Source organism: Vreelandella andesensis (assembly GCF_003989795.1).
GTDB classification, from domain to species: domain Bacteria; phylum Pseudomonadota; class Gammaproteobacteria; order Pseudomonadales; family Halomonadaceae; genus Vreelandella; species Vreelandella andesensis.
On the sequence record NZ_RZHG01000030.1, the window covers coordinates 77,580 to 96,337 of the forward strand.

15 protein-coding genes are annotated in these 18,758 nt (G+C 52.9%); 6 read left to right on the forward strand and 9 right to left on the reverse strand.

What is annotated here, in order from left to right; all coding sequences use genetic code 11:
• Positions 1-203: 203 nt before the first annotated feature.
• Positions 204-644: a hypothetical protein gene (locus ELY33_RS16330; protein ID WP_340148143.1), complete on the reverse strand. Its 441-nt coding sequence runs from the start codon at positions 642-644 to the stop codon at positions 204-206.
• A 227-nt stretch (positions 645-871) separates the two neighbouring features.
• On the opposite strand from ELY33_RS16330, the gene ELY33_RS16335 reads away from it, so the two are divergent.
• Positions 872-1,786, forward strand: a complete 915-nt coding sequence (locus tag ELY33_RS16335) for an alpha/beta hydrolase (RefSeq protein WP_126948966.1) — start codon at positions 872-874, stop codon at positions 1,784-1,786.
• Between the two features lie 51 nt (positions 1,787-1,837).
• Here ELY33_RS16335 and ELY33_RS16340 read toward each other — a convergent pair whose 3' ends face one another.
• From ELY33_RS16340 to ELY33_RS16355, 4 genes are read right to left on the reverse strand one after another with little or no spacing between them, the layout of a single operon-like run.
• Entirely contained in the window at positions 1,838-2,560 is a 723-nt protein-coding gene (locus ELY33_RS16340) for a response regulator (RefSeq protein WP_126948967.1), read from the reverse strand.
• A gap of 50 nt (positions 2,561-2,610) precedes the next feature.
• Positions 2,611-4,035, reverse strand: coding sequence for an ATP-binding protein (locus tag ELY33_RS16345; RefSeq protein WP_126948968.1), 1,425 nt, complete (start codon positions 4,033-4,035; stop codon positions 2,611-2,613).
• Positions 4,035-7,133 carry an efflux RND transporter permease subunit gene (locus ELY33_RS16350; RefSeq protein ID WP_126948969.1) on the reverse strand — a complete coding sequence of 1,033 codons (3,099 nt, stop codon included), beginning with the start codon at positions 7,131-7,133 and terminating at the stop codon, positions 4,035-4,037. Before ELY33_RS16350 ends, ELY33_RS16345 begins: the two co-directional genes overlap by 1 nt.
• A complete protein-coding gene (locus ELY33_RS16355) occupies positions 7,130-8,332 on the reverse strand; it encodes an efflux RND transporter periplasmic adaptor subunit (RefSeq protein ID WP_126948970.1) in 1,203 nt (400 codons plus the stop codon). Before ELY33_RS16355 ends, ELY33_RS16350 begins: the two co-directional genes overlap by 4 nt.
• A gap of 218 nt (positions 8,333-8,550) precedes the next feature.
• Here ELY33_RS16355 and ELY33_RS16360 point away from each other — a divergent pair, with 218 nt between their 5' ends.
• Both ELY33_RS16360 and ELY33_RS16365 read left to right on the forward strand, forming a co-directional pair.
• Positions 8,551-9,159 (forward strand): TetR/AcrR family transcriptional regulator, encoded by a 609-nt coding sequence (locus tag ELY33_RS16360; protein ID WP_126948971.1) that lies wholly within the window; start codon positions 8,551-8,553, stop codon positions 9,157-9,159.
• A gap of 276 nt (positions 9,160-9,435) precedes the next feature.
• Positions 9,436-11,622 (forward strand): OsmC domain/YcaO domain-containing protein, encoded by a 2,187-nt coding sequence (locus tag ELY33_RS16365; RefSeq protein ID WP_126948972.1) that lies wholly within the window; start codon positions 9,436-9,438, stop codon positions 11,620-11,622.
• Positions 11,623-11,748: 126 nt separating this feature from the next.
• On the opposite strand, the gene ELY33_RS16370 is transcribed toward ELY33_RS16365, so the two are convergent.
• The 4 genes from ELY33_RS16370 to ELY33_RS16385 form a co-directional block, all read right to left on the reverse strand.
• On the reverse strand, positions 11,749-12,978 hold the full coding sequence (locus tag ELY33_RS16370; RefSeq protein WP_126948973.1) for a nucleoside recognition domain-containing protein: 1,230 nt from the start codon (positions 12,976-12,978) through the stop codon (positions 11,749-11,751).
• A 120-nt stretch (positions 12,979-13,098) separates the two neighbouring features.
• Positions 13,099-14,031 carry a LysO family transporter gene (locus ELY33_RS16375; RefSeq protein WP_126948974.1) on the reverse strand — a complete coding sequence of 311 codons (933 nt, stop codon included), beginning with the start codon at positions 14,029-14,031 and terminating at the stop codon, positions 13,099-13,101.
• Positions 14,032-14,715 (reverse strand): hypothetical protein, encoded by a 684-nt coding sequence (locus ELY33_RS16380; RefSeq protein ID WP_422822299.1) that lies wholly within the window; start codon positions 14,713-14,715, stop codon positions 14,032-14,034.
• 136 nt (positions 14,716-14,851) lie between these two features.
• Entirely contained in the window at positions 14,852-15,787 is a 936-nt protein-coding gene (locus ELY33_RS16385; protein ID WP_126948975.1) for a 2-hydroxyacid dehydrogenase, read from the reverse strand.
• A gap of 222 nt (positions 15,788-16,009) precedes the next feature.
• Here ELY33_RS16385 and doeA point away from each other — a divergent pair, with 222 nt between their 5' ends.
• Genes doeA through ELY33_RS16400 form a run of 3 tightly spaced genes read left to right on the forward strand, consistent with a single transcriptional unit; the run spans position 16,010 to position 18,753 of the window.
• Positions 16,010-17,209, forward strand: a complete 1,200-nt coding sequence (gene doeA / locus ELY33_RS16390; protein ID WP_126948976.1) for an ectoine hydrolase DoeA — start codon at positions 16,010-16,012, stop codon at positions 17,207-17,209.
• A gap of 27 nt (positions 17,210-17,236) precedes the next feature.
• A complete protein-coding gene (gene doeB, locus ELY33_RS16395) occupies positions 17,237-18,268 on the forward strand; it encodes a N(2)-acetyl-L-2,4-diaminobutanoate deacetylase DoeB (protein WP_126948977.1) in 1,032 nt (343 codons plus the stop codon).
• An 8-nt stretch (positions 18,269-18,276) separates the two neighbouring features.
• Positions 18,277-18,753 carry an Lrp/AsnC family transcriptional regulator gene (locus ELY33_RS16400; protein WP_126948978.1) on the forward strand — a complete coding sequence of 159 codons (477 nt, stop codon included), beginning with the start codon at positions 18,277-18,279 and terminating at the stop codon, positions 18,751-18,753.
• Positions 18,754-18,758 lie beyond the last annotated feature (5 nt).

Consider the following 18,758-nt stretch of genomic DNA (forward strand, 5'->3'; position numbering starts at 1 on the left):
GGAGGCGGACTCCTGTTGTTAAGACAAGAATTAAAAAAGCATTATTTTTGAATGAACGTTCAAATAAAATACGCGGTTTGAGTGCTCACTTCAAGTCGAAGAGGGGCTTTCAAGCCATTCATGAGCGCGCTTTTCAAGCAGATAGAAACAAAAAAGCCCGGCTAAGCCGGGCGTTAGAGCGGGGTTTGACGTTGAATAAACGCTTACTCTGCCGCACTCTCCTCGGCAGATTCACCGTGGTGCCCGCGACGCTCATGATCGCGTTTGCCATGACTACCTTCACCGTGGCGACGCTCGTCATGCTTTTCGTCATGCTTCTCTGCATGCATGTCGCGCATGGCCTCGTGCAGCGCTTTTTGCTCTTCGTCGGTTAGGATCTCGGCCATCTGAGCTTGATGCTCTTCGCGCAGCGACATCATTGCATTACGGTGTTCAGCATGAGCTTCGTTCAAGGCCGTTTGTTGCTCTTCGCTTAAGCCGGCACGTTGATAAGCTTCTTGGCGGCGTTCTTCCATACGTTCCTGCATCGCTTCGCGGTTCATACCTGCGCTATTGTGGTGACCTGCATGGGCGTTAAAGGCTAACGGCATAAGGGCAACGATCACTAGTACAGGCGCAAATAATTGGCGTAATGACATGTTCATAGCGGACCTCGAAAAAATGATAAAAAGTGGCAACGTGTCAATACTAGTATCTTAGGGCTTGGTGTAAAACGTTTGCACAAAGTGTGTAACAACTGTGACCTTATCGCGGCTAACGCGGTCACAAATCGTTGGGTGAGGGCCTGGTTTTTTGAAACGTTATTTTGAAACATTGTTTTGAAAAGTCACATTGAAAAGTCGTGTTTAAAAGCCGCATTAAGGAGTTTTGAATGCCGGATTTACGTACTATGCGTCGCTACCTAAGCCTAAGCGCGCTTGCCCTCGTGATTAGTGGCTGCGGTGCAATGCACCAAGTCAGCCAGGGGTTACCTGCCATTGAGCAAGGGGCGTTGAATGCTCCGCAGACGTTCACTCGGTTACCTACCCAACGTTATACGCCTGATAACTGGCCGCAAGCATTGAATGCCCAAGTGCTGTTGCCGGACACCTTTGACGCAGCGCAGCGTCCTGCTGCACTCATCGTGCATGGCGGTGGCTGGCGCAACCGTGGCCCTGAGGATATGGAGGGTATCGCAGAACAGTTAGCAGAGCAGGGGTATGTGACGGTGAATATTGAGCACCGCTTTGCACCCAAGTACCGGTTCCCTGAACAATTGCATGATTTACAGCAAGCGATGCGCTGGATTCACAGTAACGCTGAGCGTTGGCAGGTGGATACCAATCGCATCGTCGGTGTTGGCTTTTCATCAGGCGCGCATTTGATAAGCCTGCTTGCTTTGGCTAGCGATGAAAGCCCGCTTAGTGCTCCTTATGGAGACGGGCACACTCCGCTGGCGGCCGTGTTAGCCGGTGGTCTACCTAGTGATCTATTGAAGTTTGATGACGGGCGTTTGGTGGTCGACTTTATTGGTGGTACCCGCGCCGAGAAACCAGAGGCCTATGCGCTGGCTTCACCTGCAAGACAACTGTCACCTCAGGCACCGCCGTTTTTCCTGTTCCATGGCAACTGGGATCAGCTAGTACCCGTTGATCATGCGACTGACTTCTATCAGGCGCTAAAGGCCCAGGGCACCGAAAGCGAGCTGTACTTGCAGCGTGGCTACGGCCATTTTGCTAGTTTCCTGCTTCGCGATAGCGCTATTGAAGCCGGAATCGCGTTTCTCAATCGGCAGGTGCAGCCATAAACAGTAGGTAGTAAATAATAGACAGCAGACAGTAAAAAGTAGACAGACAGCTTACCCTTCCGGCTGATACTTGTAACCGACGCCGTAAACCGAGCGAATGATCTCTAGTTCGGGGAGTGCTTCATGGATTTTTTTACGCAGCTTTTTAATATGGCTGTCCACGGTGCGCTCCGAGACAATACGGTTATCCCGATACATATGATCCATTAATTGCTCGCGACTGAAGATACGCCCTGGGGACTTCATCATGACGCGCAACAGCTGGAATTCTACAGCGGTGAGGCCAATGTCATGCCCATGTGCAAGCGCCTGCCAGCCATCTTCATCGAGTGTCACTGGCGCTTGTTTAGTGATCTTGGGAGCGTCTTGATCAGTCTGCGCTACGGCTTGGCTACGGCGCAGTACTGCCTTTACGCGGGCAACCACTTCACGGGGGCTGAAGGGTTTGCAAATGTAGTCATCTGCACCTAGCTCTAAGCCGAGTAAACGATCAACTTCCTCGACTTTTGCAGTCACCATAATAATAGGCAAGTTAGGCCACTGTTGACGGATCTCTCGACATAGCGTTATCCCGTTTTTACCTGGAAGCATTACATCTAGCAGGACTAATGCCGGGACGTGCTGGGTTAACCAGGGCATAACATCATTGCCGTTGGCAATAATGGTCGCGGTAAAATTATTGCTTTCCAGGTAGTCTGCCATTAGTCGAGCGATTTTCGGTTCATCTTCAACAATGAGCAGTGTGGCGTCTTGGGGTGAAATATTCTCAGACATAGTCAGTTCGCTTGGGTTAAGAAGTGATTAGCGTTAGGCAGCAATGAGGGTTAAGGCGCTGGATACAGCGGAAAGCGCAGTGTCCACTTTAGACCGCCAAGGTCAGAAACGCCGGGCGAAAGTGTGCCGCTGTGGGCCGTCACTAAGGCGCTGGCAATAGAGAGCCCCAGCCCGCTGCCGCCACTTGCGCGGTTACGTGAGCCTTCCACGCGATACAGGCGTTCGGTCAAGCGTGGAAGTTCGCTGTCAGGTACGCCCGGCGAGCTGTCTTCCCAAATAATCACGGCGTGGTCGGATTCGCAGGTTAACGAAACACGCAGTTCTCCGGGTGGCTGTGTATAGGCGCAGCTGTTATCCAGCAGGTTGCTCCATAGCTGGCGCAGGCGCTGGGAGTCCCCTTGTATCATGATGTCGGAAGCAAGCTGGCTTGACAGTGTCAGGCCGCTCTCTGCTAGCCAGCGGTTGGCATCGGATAAACGGCCTTTCAAACTTTCGCTGAGATTCATCGGCGCTAGCTGAATATCTAATGCGCCAGCATCACTTTGAGAAAGCAGTCTCAGGTCAGTCACTAACCTTTCCAGTTGAGCCACTTCCTGAGCCAGTGAGCCAAGATTTTCCTGATTTAACGGGCGAATACCATCCTGCATCGCCTCGATTTCGCCGCGCAGCACTGCTAACGGGGTGCGCAGCTCATGCGCTGTGTCGGATACCCACCGTGCTCTGGCGTCGCGGCTGGCTTCTAAAGTGGCCGCCAGCACATTGAAGTCCCGCGCTAAACTGGAAAGTTCATCTCGACCACGTTCTGACAAGCGAGTGTGATAATCACCTTCGGTTAAGCGTAGCGTTGCGCCTGCCAATGCGCGGGTGCGTCGGCCCAACCACCAGGAAAGCCCGCCTGCCAGTAACAGCGATGCTAATCCAAGGGACACTACAATAAGCACTAGATTGCGCTGCTGACGTTCTAAAAAGCGGCTTTCCATGCGCTCCATCATGTTTCGCGGAGGACGAAAGCCCAGTTCACCAATCGCTTCACTGTTACCGCTTGGGGTCACGTCACTATACAAGGTGAGCCATCGCCAGCCATTTGAACCGCGGGCGGTATCAACGGGAGGAACAACAAAGCGACCGTCGCTATTGCGTAACGCAAAGTCTTGAGCCTCACCCAAGGGGGAGGGGCGATCACGATGCTCCTGGCCAAGTTCAAAGCGCACAATATAGGGCCAGCGTTCTGGGGATTGCTCCAGCCACTCCCAGCTGCCCTGGGTTTCCCAGCGAATAATTAGCCCATCCGCCAGCAACTTGGCGCGTCGCTCTTGGGCTTGATTTAGGTAGTCTAAAAAGCCGCGATCGATGCTGTAAGTCACCGCTAAAAACACGCTTGCTGCAATGGCTACGTTGACACTTAAAATAGCGACAAAAAGCTTTAGCCCCAGTCGAGAGGGTCGCCACTGGCGTAACGAAGTGAGCCGTTTCATTAGCTGGCTCCCTCATGGTTTGGTTGGGGTGGTTTGCTAAGTCGTTCACGCAGATTTTCTAAACCCAGATAGAGACAGGGTACTACCAGCAATAAAATAGCCGTGGCGAATAACATTCCGAACCCCAGTGAAATGGCCATAGGGATCATAAAGCGCGCTTGGCGAGAGGTTTCTAAAATCATCGGTGCCAAGCCTAAAAACGTGGTGAGTGTCGTCATCATAATTGGCCGTAGACGGCGAGTCGCCGCAGCGACGATCGCTTCGCGCGCACCCATGCCCTCACGGCGTTTGCGGTTAGCATAATCAATCAATACTAGGGCATCGTTAATCACTACGCCGGAAAGTGCCAGCATCCCCAGCAGGCTGATAATCGATAGCCCAAAGCCCATGATCATATGGCCCGCGACAGCCCCGACAATACCAAAGGGAATGGCGGCGAGTACCAACAGTGGTTGCAGGTAACTTCTAAAGGGAATCGCTAGCAAGGCATACAGCGCGGCCAGCATTAGCCACATGGAGGTGCGTAGCGTCGCTAGATTGTCGGCGGTATCTTGCTGCCGCCCGCCCATGCTCACTTCAAGCCCTGCCCAGGTATTGCTGAGGGTAGGAAAAACGTCTTCCTGTAGCGTAGCGAGCACTTGATTAATGGCTAGGTCGCCTTCTGAGTCAGCGGTAACGGTAATGATCCGCCGACCATCAATACGCTGTAGACTGCTAGAGGCTTGGCTGAGAGTAATATCGGCCACGCGTGACAGCGGCACGCTAAGGCCGTCAGGTGTCTGGGTCGGCAGCCGGTAAAGCTCATTGAGGCTATCGCGATCTTGTTCTGGCAGGCGTACCTCAACACTGATTTCTCGCCGGCCGATAAATTGTTCTATAGCAGTGACGCCCTGTAGCGGGCTGCGCAGCGCCTGGGCTAGGTCGTTCCCTGTTAGCCCTAACGCGCGGCCTTCGGCAGACAGACGCATTTCAAGCTGCGGTTTGCCGTCGCCCAGGCCGCTATCAATATCGGTTAAACCGTACTCGGCCAGTTGTTCAGCCAGCTGTGCAGCGGCCGCTTCTAACACGCGAGTGTTTGGGTGGGATAAACGCAGGCTGAGCGCTGCACCGCTGCCGGGGCCACCGAAGTCTGACTCAAAACGCACGGATTGCGCGCCGACTAAATCACCCGTTAAGTCGCGCCACTCCGAAGCAATTCGAGAAGGAGGCCAGGCATCTAAGCTTTCTCGTGCGATATCTAAGCGAACTTGCAAGCTCTCTCCATCCAACCGGCTGCGGGTACTGCTAAAACTAAGAGTTGTCTCACGTTCGCTAAGTTGCTCGGCCGCATTCAGCAATTGTTGGCTTAGTTCGCGGCTAACGCTAATGTTGCTGCCAATCGGGAGGGTAACGCTGGCCTGGACTTGGTCCGATTCCACCCTAGGCATCAGTGAAAAGCCAAGCCGACCACTCATTGCCCAAGCCAGCGCGACACAGAGTAAGGCAATGCCTAGTGATACTGTCAGCAGGCGTTGAGTAAGTGCCCGCTGTAAAAACGGTTCAAACTGCTGGTAAGTAACGTGATGCAGGCCCTTTTGCATACGTAACCGAATCGCTTCAATGGGGCGCTGCCATACCGGTGTTTTACGGGGTTTGCTGGCATGGGCGAGGTGGGCAGGCAGTATAAACAGCGCCTCTACCAAAGAAATAAGAAATACCGTGATAACGACCACGGGCACGGTAGCAAAAATAAGCCCTAAAAAGCCGGGTAAAAACAGCAGCGGCAGGAATGCAACAATATTGGAAAGAATCGCAAAGGTAAGCGGCGTAGCGATTTCTTGAGCACCTTTCACCGCAGCATCGCGCAGGGAGTAGCCTTGCTCACGGTAGCTGTAAATATTTTCACCCACCATAATGGCGTCGTCCACGACGATGCCAAGCGCAATAATAAAGGCAAACATCGATATCATGTTGAGTGAGACGCCAATCCAGGGCAGAAACAGCATCGCGCCCAAAAATGCTGTCGGGATGCCCAGCGTTACCCAGAAGGCCAGCCGTGCCTCGAGAAACAGTGCCATGAGAATCATCACCAGTGCTAATCCCATCCAGGCGTTTTTTAGCAGCAGGTTCAGGCGGTCTTCATAGATTTCTGAACTGTCTCTGGAAACATCCAGGCGTATTCCGTTGGGCAAGTTAGCGCGCAGCCGATCCAACTCACCGTAAACCGCTTGGGAAATACTGGTCGGCGTTTGGCCACCGATTTGATAAATATCCACCGATAAGCCGGGTTCGCCGTTGTAGAACTCTTCGCGATCGGTTTCAGCAAACCCTTCTCTTACGCGAGCGATATCGCCTAACGCGACGGGAGAACCCTGGGCGGTGGTGAGAATGGGGAGGGCGGCAAACTCATCTGCACTGTTGCGTCGTCCCTGGTAGCGAATCAACCACTCGCCTTCGGCGGTAGTGAGCTGGCCACTGGCAAGATCGAGTGCTTCTTCGGCAATTCGGCCGGCAAGCTGTTGATGGTCTAGTCCAAAGCGTTCAATGGCTTCCTCATCCAGAAGCACCTGGATTTCACGTTCGCGATTGCCGGAGAGCTCTGCGCGGGAAATGCCGCTAGTGGCCTGTAGTTCAGCGCGCACATCCTCGGCGGCATCATGGAGTGCCGCTAAGCTCACCGAGCCATATACCTGTAAACTCACCACGCTTCGAGAGCGGCCGGCGAGGGTAAAGCGAGGCGGGTCAGCAGCGTTGGGCAGCGTTGTGATGGCATTCACGGCTTGCTGGATATCTTGATAGGCCCGCATCACATCCACGCCATCGATCAGCGTGGCGCTGACCACGCCGATACCTTCGCCTGCGCTGGCGGTTAGCTCATTGATGCCTTCAACATTGGCGATGGCGGCTTCAACCGGCAGTAACAAACTCTGCTCAACATCTTCCGGCGTAGCGCCAGGGTAGCTAATGCTAACTTGGATGATTTCTGTTTCAAATTCGGGGAAAACCTCTTTCTTGATCGCCAGTGACGCCATTAAACCGCCAACAATAAACAGCACCATCATTAGGTTAGGGGCAACGCCATGATCGACCATCCAGGCTAGCGGGCCACGGCGAATCATTGGCTTTCCTCATCGCTAGCTGGCGTGTCGCTCCGCTGGCGAATACGCACTTGCTGGCCGTCACGCGGCTGAGCCAGGCCGGCGATAACCACGCGCTGTCCTGCCGCTAAACCACTGCGAATCAGCGCTTCTTCCTGCCCGCGATAGGCCAGGGTGACATGGCTACTGCGTAAACGGTTTTCATCATCTACCCACCATACCTGCTCACCAGGGCGCAGCGCAGCAGAGGGCAGGGCGATGAGCGGCTCCTGGACAGCGCTATGAAATGCCACACGCAGTACATCGCCAAGGCGTAGCGCAGGGCCATTTTGCTCAAGTGACAGCGGATCATCTACGGCGATCAATAGCTGCGCCTGCAAGCCGTTCTCTTCGAGGTTTGGCAGAATAGACACTAAGCTGCCTTCTCGACTTGCTCCTTCTGTCCAGCCTTGACTGGTCAGCGTGACGCGGCTTCCTGGCGTTAGCCAGCCCAAGATATCCCCGGGTAGCGAGGCGCGAACCCAGAACTGCTCGACACCTATCAAGCTAAGTACTTCAGTGCCCTGGCTTAACAAACTTCCCGCGCCAACTAAGCGTTCTTGCACCATCGCTCGCCAAGGAGCCATTAACGTGGCACGTTCAAGATTAAGCGCCGCTTGGTCGCGCACCACGCGTGCTTGCGTTAGTTGAGCCTGAGCTTGGCGTAGCTGCGGCTCACGAAGTACAAGCGCGCGGCGCTCAGCGCTAAGTTGGCGGCCAAACGATTCATACTCACTTCGGGCGCGCTGTTGCTCCGCTTGCTCTAGTGCTAACTGTGCCTGAGCGTTAGCCAACTGCGCTTCGGCATCTTCTAGAATAAGGCGCAAATCAGCCTGATCGATATAAGCAACCGGCGCGCCTTGTTCGACGACTTGGCCTGGGAGAACGCCTTCTCCAAAGCGTTCCAGCTGACCCGCCACCCGACTGGCTAACAGGGTGGATTTCTCTGCTTCTACTCGCCCAAAGCCAGTAATCGTGGGAGCTTGCAGGCGTTCTTCAGCCGTAATGATATCTACCAAGGGTGGCGCGGCAGGCGTTGGCGGGCGGCGTTCAACGCGAGGTGGCTGGCTAATAATCCACCAAGCCAGGGCTAAGCCACCAACGAAGACCAGTAGCGCTGCCAAGGCACCGAAACTGATACGGCCTTGTTGTGAGAAGGCGTTAGGGCGAGAAGAAGTCATTACCGCACGGCATCCGTTGGCTAAGGGCGAAAATTCCGGTGAAAATGGCGTATCATGCTAGCATCACCGATACGCAAGCAATGATTAGGTAAGCAATGTGCAAATAGCATGCAACCCAACAAGCATCGCTGCATCGTGCTCTCTAACCGCTGATAGGCCTAACACTACCTGTCATTATCATTTTGAAAAGCACTAAACTCACTGGTTAATGTGACGTCATGAAAAACACCGCTACTCGCGATAAGTTAATTGATACCGGTGCCGAGCTGATTGCCCAGCAGGGCTACAATGCGACAGGTATTAATGCCGTCTTAAAAACCTGCGGCGTGCCTAAAGGGTCGTTTTACCACTACTTTTCCAGCAAAGAAGATTTTGGGTTGGCGGTGATCGAGCGTTTTGCCAATCAGTACGATGAAAGTTTAAGCACGTTGCTTGAAGACGTTTCGCTGCCGCCGTTAGAGCGCTTAAGGCGTTACTTCGCCACAGGGCGAGAGCATATGCTGAGTTGTGACCACGCCACTGGCTGCTTGATTGGAAACCTGGGGCAGGAGCTTTCAGGACAGAACGATACCTTTCGCGATGCGCTTAACCTAGTGTTCCAACACTGGGAAAAACGTTTTGTCGATTGCTTGCAATATGCACAAGACCTAGGCGATATCGATGCATCGATTGCCCCAGAAGCCCTTGCCAGTTTTATCTTATCTGGGTGGGAAGGCGCTATACTTCGCGCCAAGACGCTTAAGTCGGTTGCTCCCATGGAGCACTTTGAGTCGATATTATTTGCCCATGTACTGACGCCATCGACGCTTTGTGCAGCAAGCCGATAGTTGAGTGAGTGACGTGCGCGAACGTGCGCGAAGAAAACATGCGAGAAGAAGAAGAGGGTGCTCCCCGTCAGCCACATCGCTGCATGAGGCTGCCAGAAATGACTCATCCCAGATAGCTTCCATCTTTTTGCTACCTCGCTGAATTCATGTATTGAGCCGGTCAGTGCAATGCTTCCCAAGACGAAGGGGGTGAAAAGCTGGATAATGGGCAGCAATCCGCCTACCGGCTTACGTTTTTAACAGCCGAGGCACACTCATTGCTCCGGATGCTCATTCATGGAAATTAAAGTCAACTATCTCGATAACCTCCGCTTAGAGGCGAAGTTCGACGATTTCACCGTTATCTCCGATCAGCCGATTCGCTATAAAGGCGATGGCTCAGCCCCTGGCCCGTTCGACTATTTTCTGGCGTCGTCGGCGATGTGTGCCGCTTATTTTGTAAAGGTTTATTGCAACGCGCGAGATATTCCTACCGAAAATATTCGATTATCCCAAAACAATATTGTTGACCCGGAAAATCGTTATAAACAGATTTTCAAAATCCAGGTCGAGCTGCCGGAAGATATTTCTGAAAAGGATCGCCAGGGTATTTTGCGCTCCATCGACCGCTGCACAGTCAAGAAAGTCGTTCAAACCGGCCCCGAGTTCCAGATTGAGACGGTAGAAAACATCGATGAGGATGCTCAGGCGCTGCTAATGGGTGCGCCAGAAGGGAGTTGCACCTACATTCCAGGCAAAGACCTGCCGCTGGAGCAGACCATCGCCAATATGAGCACGATGCTGGCCGATCTGGGTATGAAAATCGAGATCGCCTCCTGGCGTAATATCGTGCCCCACGTCTGGTCGCTGCATATTCGCGATGCCGCCTCGCCGATGTGTTTCACCAACGGCAAAGGGGCGACGAAAGAAAGCGCACTGTGTTCTGCATTAGGCGAGTTCATCGAGCGCTTAAGCTGCAACTTCTTTTATAACGACCAGTACTTCGGTGAAGAAATTGCCAACAGCGACTTTGTTCACTATCCCAATGAAAAGTGGTTCAAGCCTGGGCCAAACGATGAGTTACCCGCTGACATTCTTGACCAACACTGCCGTGATATTTACAACCCAGAAGGCGAGCTGTGTGGCTCACACCTGATTGATACCAACTCTGGTCGTGAAGACCGGGGCATTGTATCGCTACCATTTGTGCGCCAGTCCGATGGCGAAACAATCTATTTCCCCTCTAACTTAATCGAAAACCTGTTTCTTAGTAACGGGATGAGTGCGGGCAATACCCTGGTAGAAGCCCAGGTGCAGTGCTTATCGGAAATCTTCGAACGGGCGGTGAAGCGTGAAATCCTCGAACAAGAGCTAACCCTGCCGGATGTGCCGCAAGAGGTGCTGGCAAACTACCCGAACATCGTGGAAGGCATTAACGCCCTGGAGGCTCAGGGTTTCCCTGTGCTGGTCAAAGATGCCTCTATGGGCGGGCAGTTCCCGGTAATGTGTGTGACCTTGATGAACCCACGTACCGGCGGCGTATTTGCTTCGTTTGGCGCGCACCCAAGCTTTGAAGTGGCGCTGGAGCGCAGCCTCACAGAGCTGCTTCAGGGCCGCAGTTTTGAGGGCCTGAATGACTTGCCGCTGCCGACGTTTAACTCGCAAACCGTTGCCGAACCCAACAATTTTGTTGAGCACTTTATCGACTCGGTAGGCGTAGTTTCTTGGCGCTTCTTTAGTACTAAGCCCGATTTTGAATTCAGTAAATGGGATTTTTCTGGCAGCAATGAGGAAGAAGCCGAGACGCTATTGGGTATTTTTGAGGAGCTAGGGGCCGAAGTGTACATGGCAGTACACGAAGACCTAGGCGCACCGGTCTGCCGCATTCTGGTACCGGGCTATTCAGAGGTATACCCCATTGAAGATTTGATCTGGGATAACACCAATAAAGCATTGGACTACCGCGAGGATATTCTCAACCTGCACCGCTTGGATGACGACCAGCTCACCGACTTGGTCGAGCGGTTGGAAGAGAGCCAAATGGACGATCACGCCGATATCATCACGCTGATTGGTATTGAGTTTGACGAGAATACCGTTTGGGGACAGCTAACGATCCTAGAGTTAAAACTGCTGATTTACCTAGCGCTGCAACGCCATGAAGAGGCCCTGGACTGCGTGCAGATGTTCCTACAGTACAACGACAACACCGTTGAGCGTGGCCTGTTCTATCAGGCAGTAAATGCGGTGCTTGAAATTGTGCTGGATGATGAGCTGGAGCTTAACGATTACTTGCCCAACTTCCAGCGCATGTTTGGTGAAGCAACCATGGCCGCTGTGGTGGGGTCGGTGAGTGGCGAAGTACGTTTCCACGGCCTGACGCCCACTAACATGCAGTTGGAGGGCTTAGACCGCCACCTACGCCTGATAGAGAGTTACAAAAAGCTCCATGCCGCCCGGGCAGCATGGAGCGCAGGTATGTAAACGTGCTGACCAAACAGTGCGCGGTCATAATGACGGCGCACCTCTATGGGTCGTCGCTATTGCGGTGCTTTATGGTCAGCGTACATAGCTTATAACGCTCTCTTACTTAGCCAAAGAACCAGTAACTTAGCCAAAGAACCAGTAACACACCGCAATAGCAGTGATAATGCCAGCGGCGTCAGCGATCAGCGCGCAGCCCAGGCCGTGGCGAATACGAGTAACGCCAACCGCGCCAAAATAGACCGCTAGTACGTAAAACGTTGTTTCGGTGCTGCCTTGAAAAGTGGCTGCCAGTAGGCCAGGGAAACTATCAACGCCGAAGGTGTTCATCGTTTCGATCATCATGGCCCGCGAGCCACTGCCAGAAAGGGGTTTTACAAAGGCGGTAGGCAGTGCATCTACAAAGCGGGTATCCCAGCCAACCCCTTCCACCAGCCAGCGAATGCCGCTGAGTCCCGCATCTAAAACGCCGCTGGCACGCAGTACGCCAACTGCCACCAGCATGGCAATCAAGTAGGGCAATAGGGTAACGGTAAAACTTACCCCTTCTTTTGCACCTTCGATAAAGGCGTCATACACCCTTACCCCGCGCAGCGCCCCGACCACTAAAAACATCATCACAATACCAAACAGCGTTAGGTTGCCGACCAATGTTGAAGCCGCCGCTAGTGCTTGGGCCGACATCCCTGCCAGTGTGGTGATTAATAACCCGAGTGCTAGCGCTGCAGCGACTAAATAGGCCAGCACCACCGGCTGCCAAAGCTTTAAACGTTGCATGAGCGACACGGCCAGAAGCCCTGCTAGGCTAGAGGCGCTAGTGGCTAGCAAAATGGGAAGAAAAACCAGAGTGGGCTCTGCTGCACCTTGTTGAGCACGATAAATAAAGATCGTGACGGGGAGAAGCGTCAGTGACGACGTGTTTAGCACTAAAAAAAGAATTTGTGCGTTGCTGGCAGTATCTCGGCTCGGGTTGAGACTTTGCAGCGACTGCATGGCTTTAATGCCAATCGGCGTAGCAGCATTATCTAAGCCCAGAATGTTGGCTGCAAAGTTCATACTGATTAGCCCCATGGCGGGGTGGTCACGGGGTACTTCTGGCATTAGGCGAGAAAACAGCGGGTCAAGCACGCGGCCTAGCAAGCGAATCATGCCTGCCTTTTCGGCAATTGAAAGAAAGCCAAGCCAAAGGGTCATCGTGCCTAACAGCACTAAAATAATATCTACGCTGACCCGGGCCATATCGAAGAGCGACTGCACTAAGCGAGCAAAAACCTCGCTATCACCACCGACTAACCACTGCCACAAAGACGCCGCAAACGCAGCGACAAAAAAGCTTAACCAAATTCCGTTTAGCATGGTGGGCAGGCATCCTGGGCAGTGAAATAGTTGCGTTTTTAACAGCGCGTACCTTTTAAACCAAGGGCACGTATTAAATAAAGAGCGCTATTTATCCTACCTAATGATTGCCTGCTACCGCTAACCTGAAAGTGAAAGAAAAAATAGAATCAGCGGAGGAGAAAGCAGCGAAAGGATGAATCCGCTGACTACCGCAATAGGGACACAGGCCACTCCGCCGTGCTGTTGAATTACCGGTAAAGTGAAGTCCATAGAAGTAGCACCGCCATAGCCAATGGCTAACGCGGTGTGGCGATGAATAACCAGAGGAATCAGGATAAAGGCCAGCAATTCGCGCGTCAGGTCATTGAAAAACGCCACACCGCCCATTAGCGGGCCAAGCTGGTCGCCAATTAAAATAGCTGAAAGCGAATACCAGCCAAAGCCTGATGCCATGGCTAAGCCTTCATTCCAGCTCAGCGAAAGCAGCGGGGCGGCGAGTAAGCCGGCCAACATTGAGCTCAGTGCAAGGGTGACCGCGATAGCAAGCCCCAAGCGATTCAGCAAAATTTGTTTAAGTGGCATGCCGGAGTTGCGAAGCTGGCAGCCAATCAGCACAAGCAATGCGTACAGCACCCATTCCGCTAGCCAGTCGGCGGTGGTAAACAGTGCTTCGCCAATAAGCGGGCCAAGGAGCAGCCCGAGCGCCACGCCACCTGCCACCACCCCTACCAACATTAGCGAACCCTGCATAGCGGCCAGTTTGCTGGTAGGGGCGTCTTTTACCACCGGTGAACCACCTGCTTTCAACGCCACTCTGCGTGATAGCCACCATAGGGCGCCCAAGTTGAGCAGCGTAGTAATGCTAAACAGCAGCAGCGCGTTACCGCCTAACCTTGAAAGCTGGCTACCGAGGTTTTCAAGGCCCGCAAGGCTGACCCCCATAAACAATAGAATCAAATAAACCGAGCCATTAACGGCTCGGTTAATAAGATTAAGTAAGCGGGTAGAACGAACGCGTACTAAATAGCCCAATAAGAGCGGCAATAAAACAATCAGTAAGCCAGAAAGCATTTAAGGTGCGTTACCCCCAGCGGGGTTGAATTGGGTCATGGTGAGGTAAGTCTGCCGACGCCCCTCTTTTTGATACTCTGCCGAGAGGATTAGACCTGGCCAATTAGGATGGAAATTTATTTGTAGATGCCGGTCGGGCTTTTCTCTATCAATTAGCGTAACGCGCGTTGCTTCAAATTCACCAGCGGGAACGCTGATGGTGGCAGGGGCGTTAACATAGTACTGAAAATGTTCGTCACGCCCGCGGTGATCAACAAACTCGATGTCGCAGGGGGCGTTTACGGTGCAGCCTTCATGACCTGCACGGCGGGAAAGATCAAAGAGCGCGGCTTGACGATCAAGCGAGCCAATATCACTTTCATTGAGCTGGTAACTGTCGCCTACACCCAATAATGAATAACTGCTGTTATAGAGCAGCGAGCGGGTCGTCGAGTCGTCTATCGAAAAACGGCTACGCTCCTCTCCACGGGCAACCGCAACAGAAAAGTTCATGTCACTTAGCCAGTGAAGCCCCTCATTACTGAGCGTATGGGTAATGGTTGCGCCTGGCCAGCCGCGTATTTCTAAGCGGTATTGGGCCTGGAAGGGGTGTGGTGCCTGCAGCGCCTGCTCATCTTGTTGAGTATTGGCTGTTGCTGAGCTAGACAGAAAAAACAACAGAAGAAACACGCAAGCGCTTAACATTGCGCTGGCAGGCTTACCTTGCCTGTTGCCAATGGTGACGTGATGCAAAGGCCCTTCCTCTTTCAAAAGTGTTTTCCTAAGAGCCTTTAGCTAGCGCTTGGTTCCCTGGTAAGTATAACGCGCACTCGCTTAAGCGTCAGTAGCCCGATTCTGGGCTGACGGTTGCTAACGGCTCACCGGCCTCAAACGCTTTGATATACGCAATGACTTGATCAATGGCATCTTTCAGCGGCGTAGGCGCTGCCATATGGGGCGTCACTATTACCTTTGGATGCTGCCAAAGAGGATGGTTGGCGGGTAGAGGCTCTTCGCAGAAAACGTCTAGCAAGGCACCACGCAGATGACCTGGATGGTGCGTATCGCCGAGTGCATCAAGTAATGCCTGTTCATCGATTAGGCTGCCACGACCAGGGTTAATAACACTGGCGCCTTTGGGTAATTTCGCTAATCGTTCGGCGTTTAGAATGCCGACGGTAGCAGGGGTGTCTGGCAAAATGCTGACCACGCTTTGCACCTGGCTAAGCAGTTCATCAAGCCCTTCGTCACCATGCAGGCAGCGCACACCGCTAATCTCTTTAGGTGAACGGCTCCAGCCGATTACCGGGAACCCGGCTTGCGACAAATGTGTGGCCACGAAACTGCCAATTGCGCCAAGGCCCAATACACCAATTGGCCACTGCGTTTTTTCAGGCACGGCTTGGGGCTTCCAGGTAGCGCTCTGCTGTTGCGACAAGTAGCGGTCCATGCTGCGGTAGAAGTGCAGTACGCCATACAGCACGTAATCTGCCATGAGTTCGCCCATGCCAGCATCACGCAACTTCACGATAGGAACATCGCTTGGCAGGCCAGGGGTTTTCAGTAAGTAATCGACGCCCGCACCAAGATTAATAATGCCTTTAAGTTGGCTTTGTTCTTGTAACAAATGCTCTGGCGCTTTCCAAACAGCGAGATAATCAGCATTTTTTCGCTCGTCTGCTGGCGCGTCACTTGTTAGTACAGTGGCTTGGGGAAACGCTTTCTCCAGTGCTGCTTGCCACTGGGTTGAATCATCAATATGGATGACTATTTTCATTTTTCTTCCTTAAGGCGTGTTAACTATGGTTACGCTACCACGGCTTATCATCATTTTTGTAATAAAGGCTTTGACCGGCAACCAAGGGTCGGTGCTAGTATCGCCCTAAGACGACATTGGCAAGCCTACTGCGGGGGTGGCCAGGTCGATCCTGTGGCCCAGCGGCCCTAATTTATAATAGATGGCGCTGGTTCTTAGTGATCTTTGATGGCGAGTTGCCCGATGACAGAGGTTTCCCTGCCTTTCACACGTGAAGAGTATGCTACTCGCTTGTGGAAGGTGCGTGCAGAAATGGCTGGCCGTGGCATTGACGTGCTAATCGTCAGTGACCCCTCCAATATGGCATGGTTGACTGGCTATGACGGCTGGTCCTTTTATGTCCATCAATGCGTATTGGTGGGCCTGGAAGGCGAGCCCGTATGGTTTGGCCGACGCATGGATGCCAACGGCGCGCTGCGCACCTGCTGGATAGACCCCGACAATATTACCTATTATCCGGATTACTATGTTCAAAATCCGGACATGCACCCAATGGAGTATCTTGCCCAGTCGATTATGCCAGACCGCGGCTGGCATACCGGCGTGGTGGGCATGGAGATGGATAACTATTACTTCTCTGCCAAAGCCTATCAAAGCCTTTTGCGTGAGCTTCCCCATGCACGGTTTATGGATGCCAACGCACTCGTCAACTGGTGCCGGGCGATTAAGTCGCCTCAAGAAATAGCTTACATGCGCGTGGCGGCAAAAATTGTCGAAGGGATGCATACGCGTATTCTAGAAGTTATTGAGCCTGGGCTGCCAAAAAGTAAGCTGGTATCGGAAATTTACCGTGTGGGCATCGAAGGATTTATCGACGAGAACGGCAAAGTGTTCGGTGGTGATTACCCTGCCATTGTGCCGATGTTGCCAACCGGAAAAGACGCGGCTGCGCCACACCTTACCTGGGACGACACGCCCTTTCGCAAAGGGGAAGGGACGTTTTTTGAAATTGCGGGAGTATTTAAGCGCTACCATGCGCCGATGTCGCGCACGGTATTTTTAGGAACGCCACCGACAGACTTTATTCGCGCTGAATCTGCCTTATTGGAAGGCATTGAGAATGGGCTAGCAGTGGCTAAGCCAGGCAATCGTACGGCAGATATTGCCATGGCGCTGGGTGCGGCGATGGATAAATACGGCTTTGACCGTGGCGGCGCTCGCTGTGGTTATCCGATTGGTATTTCCTACCCGCCGGATTGGGGCGAGCGCACCATGAGCTTACGCCCTTCAGACGAATCCATTCTTCAGCCCGGTATGACATTTCACTTCATGCCCGGCCTTTGGGTAGACGATTGGGGGCTGGAAATTACCGAAAGCATTCTAATTACAGAGAATGGCTGTGAAACGCTGGCCAATTTTCCGCGCCAGTTGTTTGTTAAGTAGCTGTTCGTACACTACAAAGGACATCCGATGACGCTTCAACCGAACCAACTGCGGCCCAGCCCTATTTCTGCCACCGTTGATTTCGACGCCGACGGCGTACAGCACGGCTTTTTAAAATTGCCGATTTCAACCGATGAGTCTGCCTGGGGCGCAGTGATGATACCTATCACTGTGGTTAAAAATGGCGAAGGCCCCACGGCATTGTTAACCGGGGGCAATCATGGGGATGAATACGAAGGCATTACGTCGCTGTTGAAGCTATCTTCCACACTAAAAGCGGAAGAGGTGAGTGGACGAGTGATTATTGTACCGTGCATGAATACCCCTGCGGTCATGGCGGGAAAGCGCACGTCACCGATGGACAAAGGCAACTTGAATCGCAGCTTTCCAGGGGATCCAAACGGCACAGTAACGTCGCAAATCGCCGATTATTTTACCCGCGTGCTGGCCCCTATTAGCGATGTAGTGCTCGACCTGCACTCTGGCGGCCGCACGCTGGATATTTTGCCGTTCGGCGCCTCCCACGTTCTAGACGACAAGTCTCAACAGCAGGCTGCGTTGGAAGGCGCTAAAGCGTTCGGTGCTCCCTACGCCATGGTGATGTTTGAGCTAGACGCAGAAAAACTGTTCGACACCGCCTGTGAGCGCCAGGGTAAGGTGTTTGTAGCTACCGAACTTGGCGGCGGTGGCACGTCCACTCCCCAAAGCATTGCGATTGCTGAGCGCGGTGTTCGCAACTTTTTGATTCATTACGGCTTGGTGGAAGGCTCGGTGGAAATGCCTGAAGGCGGGCAGATGTACCTCGATATGCCGGATGCCAGCTGCTATGTGCAAAGCCAGCATTCAGGCGTGTTAGAGCTGTTAGTGGCGCTGGGTGACAAGGTGCAAAAAGGCCAAACGATTGCCTATATCTACGATATGACCCGCAGCGGTACCGCTCCTGTGGCTTACAAAGCGGAGCGTGACGGCATCTTGATGGCTCGCCGTGCACCATCGTTAATCAATATGGGGGACACCCTGGCGGTGATTGCCGATGTTGTTGAACGCCTGGAGGCGTAACATCCGGCATGATGAAATTAGACCGTTATGATTTAAAAATTCTCGATATTCTCTCCCGGGATGGGCGCATCACTAAGTCGAAGCTGGCCGAAGCGATTAACCTTTCAGTGAGCCCTTGTTGGGAGCGAGTAAAACGTCTTGAACAAGCAGGCGTTATCGAAGGCTATACGGCGCGCATTAATGCGGATGTGTTAATGCCGCGCAACGCCGTATGGGTGCAGATCGAACTCAAACAGCACAATGCTGAAAGCTTCGCCCGCTTTGAAGCTTTGGTTATGCAAACGCCAGACGTTACCGAATGCGTTGCTGTCGGTGGCGGTGTAGACTACCTAGTAAAGTTTGAAGTGTTATCTATCGACAGTTACCAACGATTGATCGATAGCTGGCTGGTTTCAGACGTAGGAATAGAACGTTACTTCACGTATATCGTGACTAAGTCAGTCAAACGTATCGAGCCGGATATTGGTTCGGCTGATTTTTTATGATGTTT

Coding starts and splice junctions, on each gene's coding strand:
- ELY33_RS16330 (WP_340148143.1), bottom strand. CDS start 644: ATGAACATGTCATTACGCCAATTATTTGCGCCTGTACTAGTGATCGTT.
- ELY33_RS16335 (WP_126948966.1), top strand. CDS start 872: ATGCCGGATTTACGTACTATGCGTCGCTACCTAAGCCTAAGCGCGCTT.
- ELY33_RS16340 (WP_126948967.1), bottom strand. CDS start 2,560: ATGTCTGAGAATATTTCACCCCAAGACGCCACACTGCTCATTGTTGAA.
- ELY33_RS16345 (WP_126948968.1), bottom strand. CDS start 4,035: ATGAAACGGCTCACTTCGTTACGCCAGTGGCGACCCTCTCGACTGGGG.
- ELY33_RS16350 (WP_126948969.1), bottom strand. CDS start 7,133: ATGATTCGCCGTGGCCCGCTAGCCTGGATGGTCGATCATGGCGTTGCC.
- ELY33_RS16355 (WP_126948970.1), bottom strand. CDS start 8,332: ATGACTTCTTCTCGCCCTAACGCCTTCTCACAACAAGGCCGTATCAGT.
- ELY33_RS16360 (WP_126948971.1), top strand. CDS start 8,551: ATGAAAAACACCGCTACTCGCGATAAGTTAATTGATACCGGTGCCGAG.
- ELY33_RS16365 (WP_126948972.1), top strand. CDS start 9,436: ATGGAAATTAAAGTCAACTATCTCGATAACCTCCGCTTAGAGGCGAAG.
- ELY33_RS16370 (WP_126948973.1), bottom strand. CDS start 12,978: ATGCTAAACGGAATTTGGTTAAGCTTTTTTGTCGCTGCGTTTGCGGCG.
- ELY33_RS16375 (WP_126948974.1), bottom strand. CDS start 14,031: ATGCTTTCTGGCTTACTGATTGTTTTATTGCCGCTCTTATTGGGCTAT.
- ELY33_RS16380 (WP_422822299.1), bottom strand. CDS start 14,715: ATGTTAAGCGCTTGCGTGTTTCTTCTGTTGTTTTTTCTGTCTAGCTCA.
- ELY33_RS16385 (WP_126948975.1), bottom strand. CDS start 15,787: ATGAAAATAGTCATCCATATTGATGATTCAACCCAGTGGCAAGCAGCA.
- doeA (WP_126948976.1), top strand. CDS start 16,010: ATGACAGAGGTTTCCCTGCCTTTCACACGTGAAGAGTATGCTACTCGC.
- doeB (WP_126948977.1), top strand. CDS start 17,237: ATGACGCTTCAACCGAACCAACTGCGGCCCAGCCCTATTTCTGCCACC.
- ELY33_RS16400 (WP_126948978.1), top strand. CDS start 18,277: ATGATGAAATTAGACCGTTATGATTTAAAAATTCTCGATATTCTCTCC.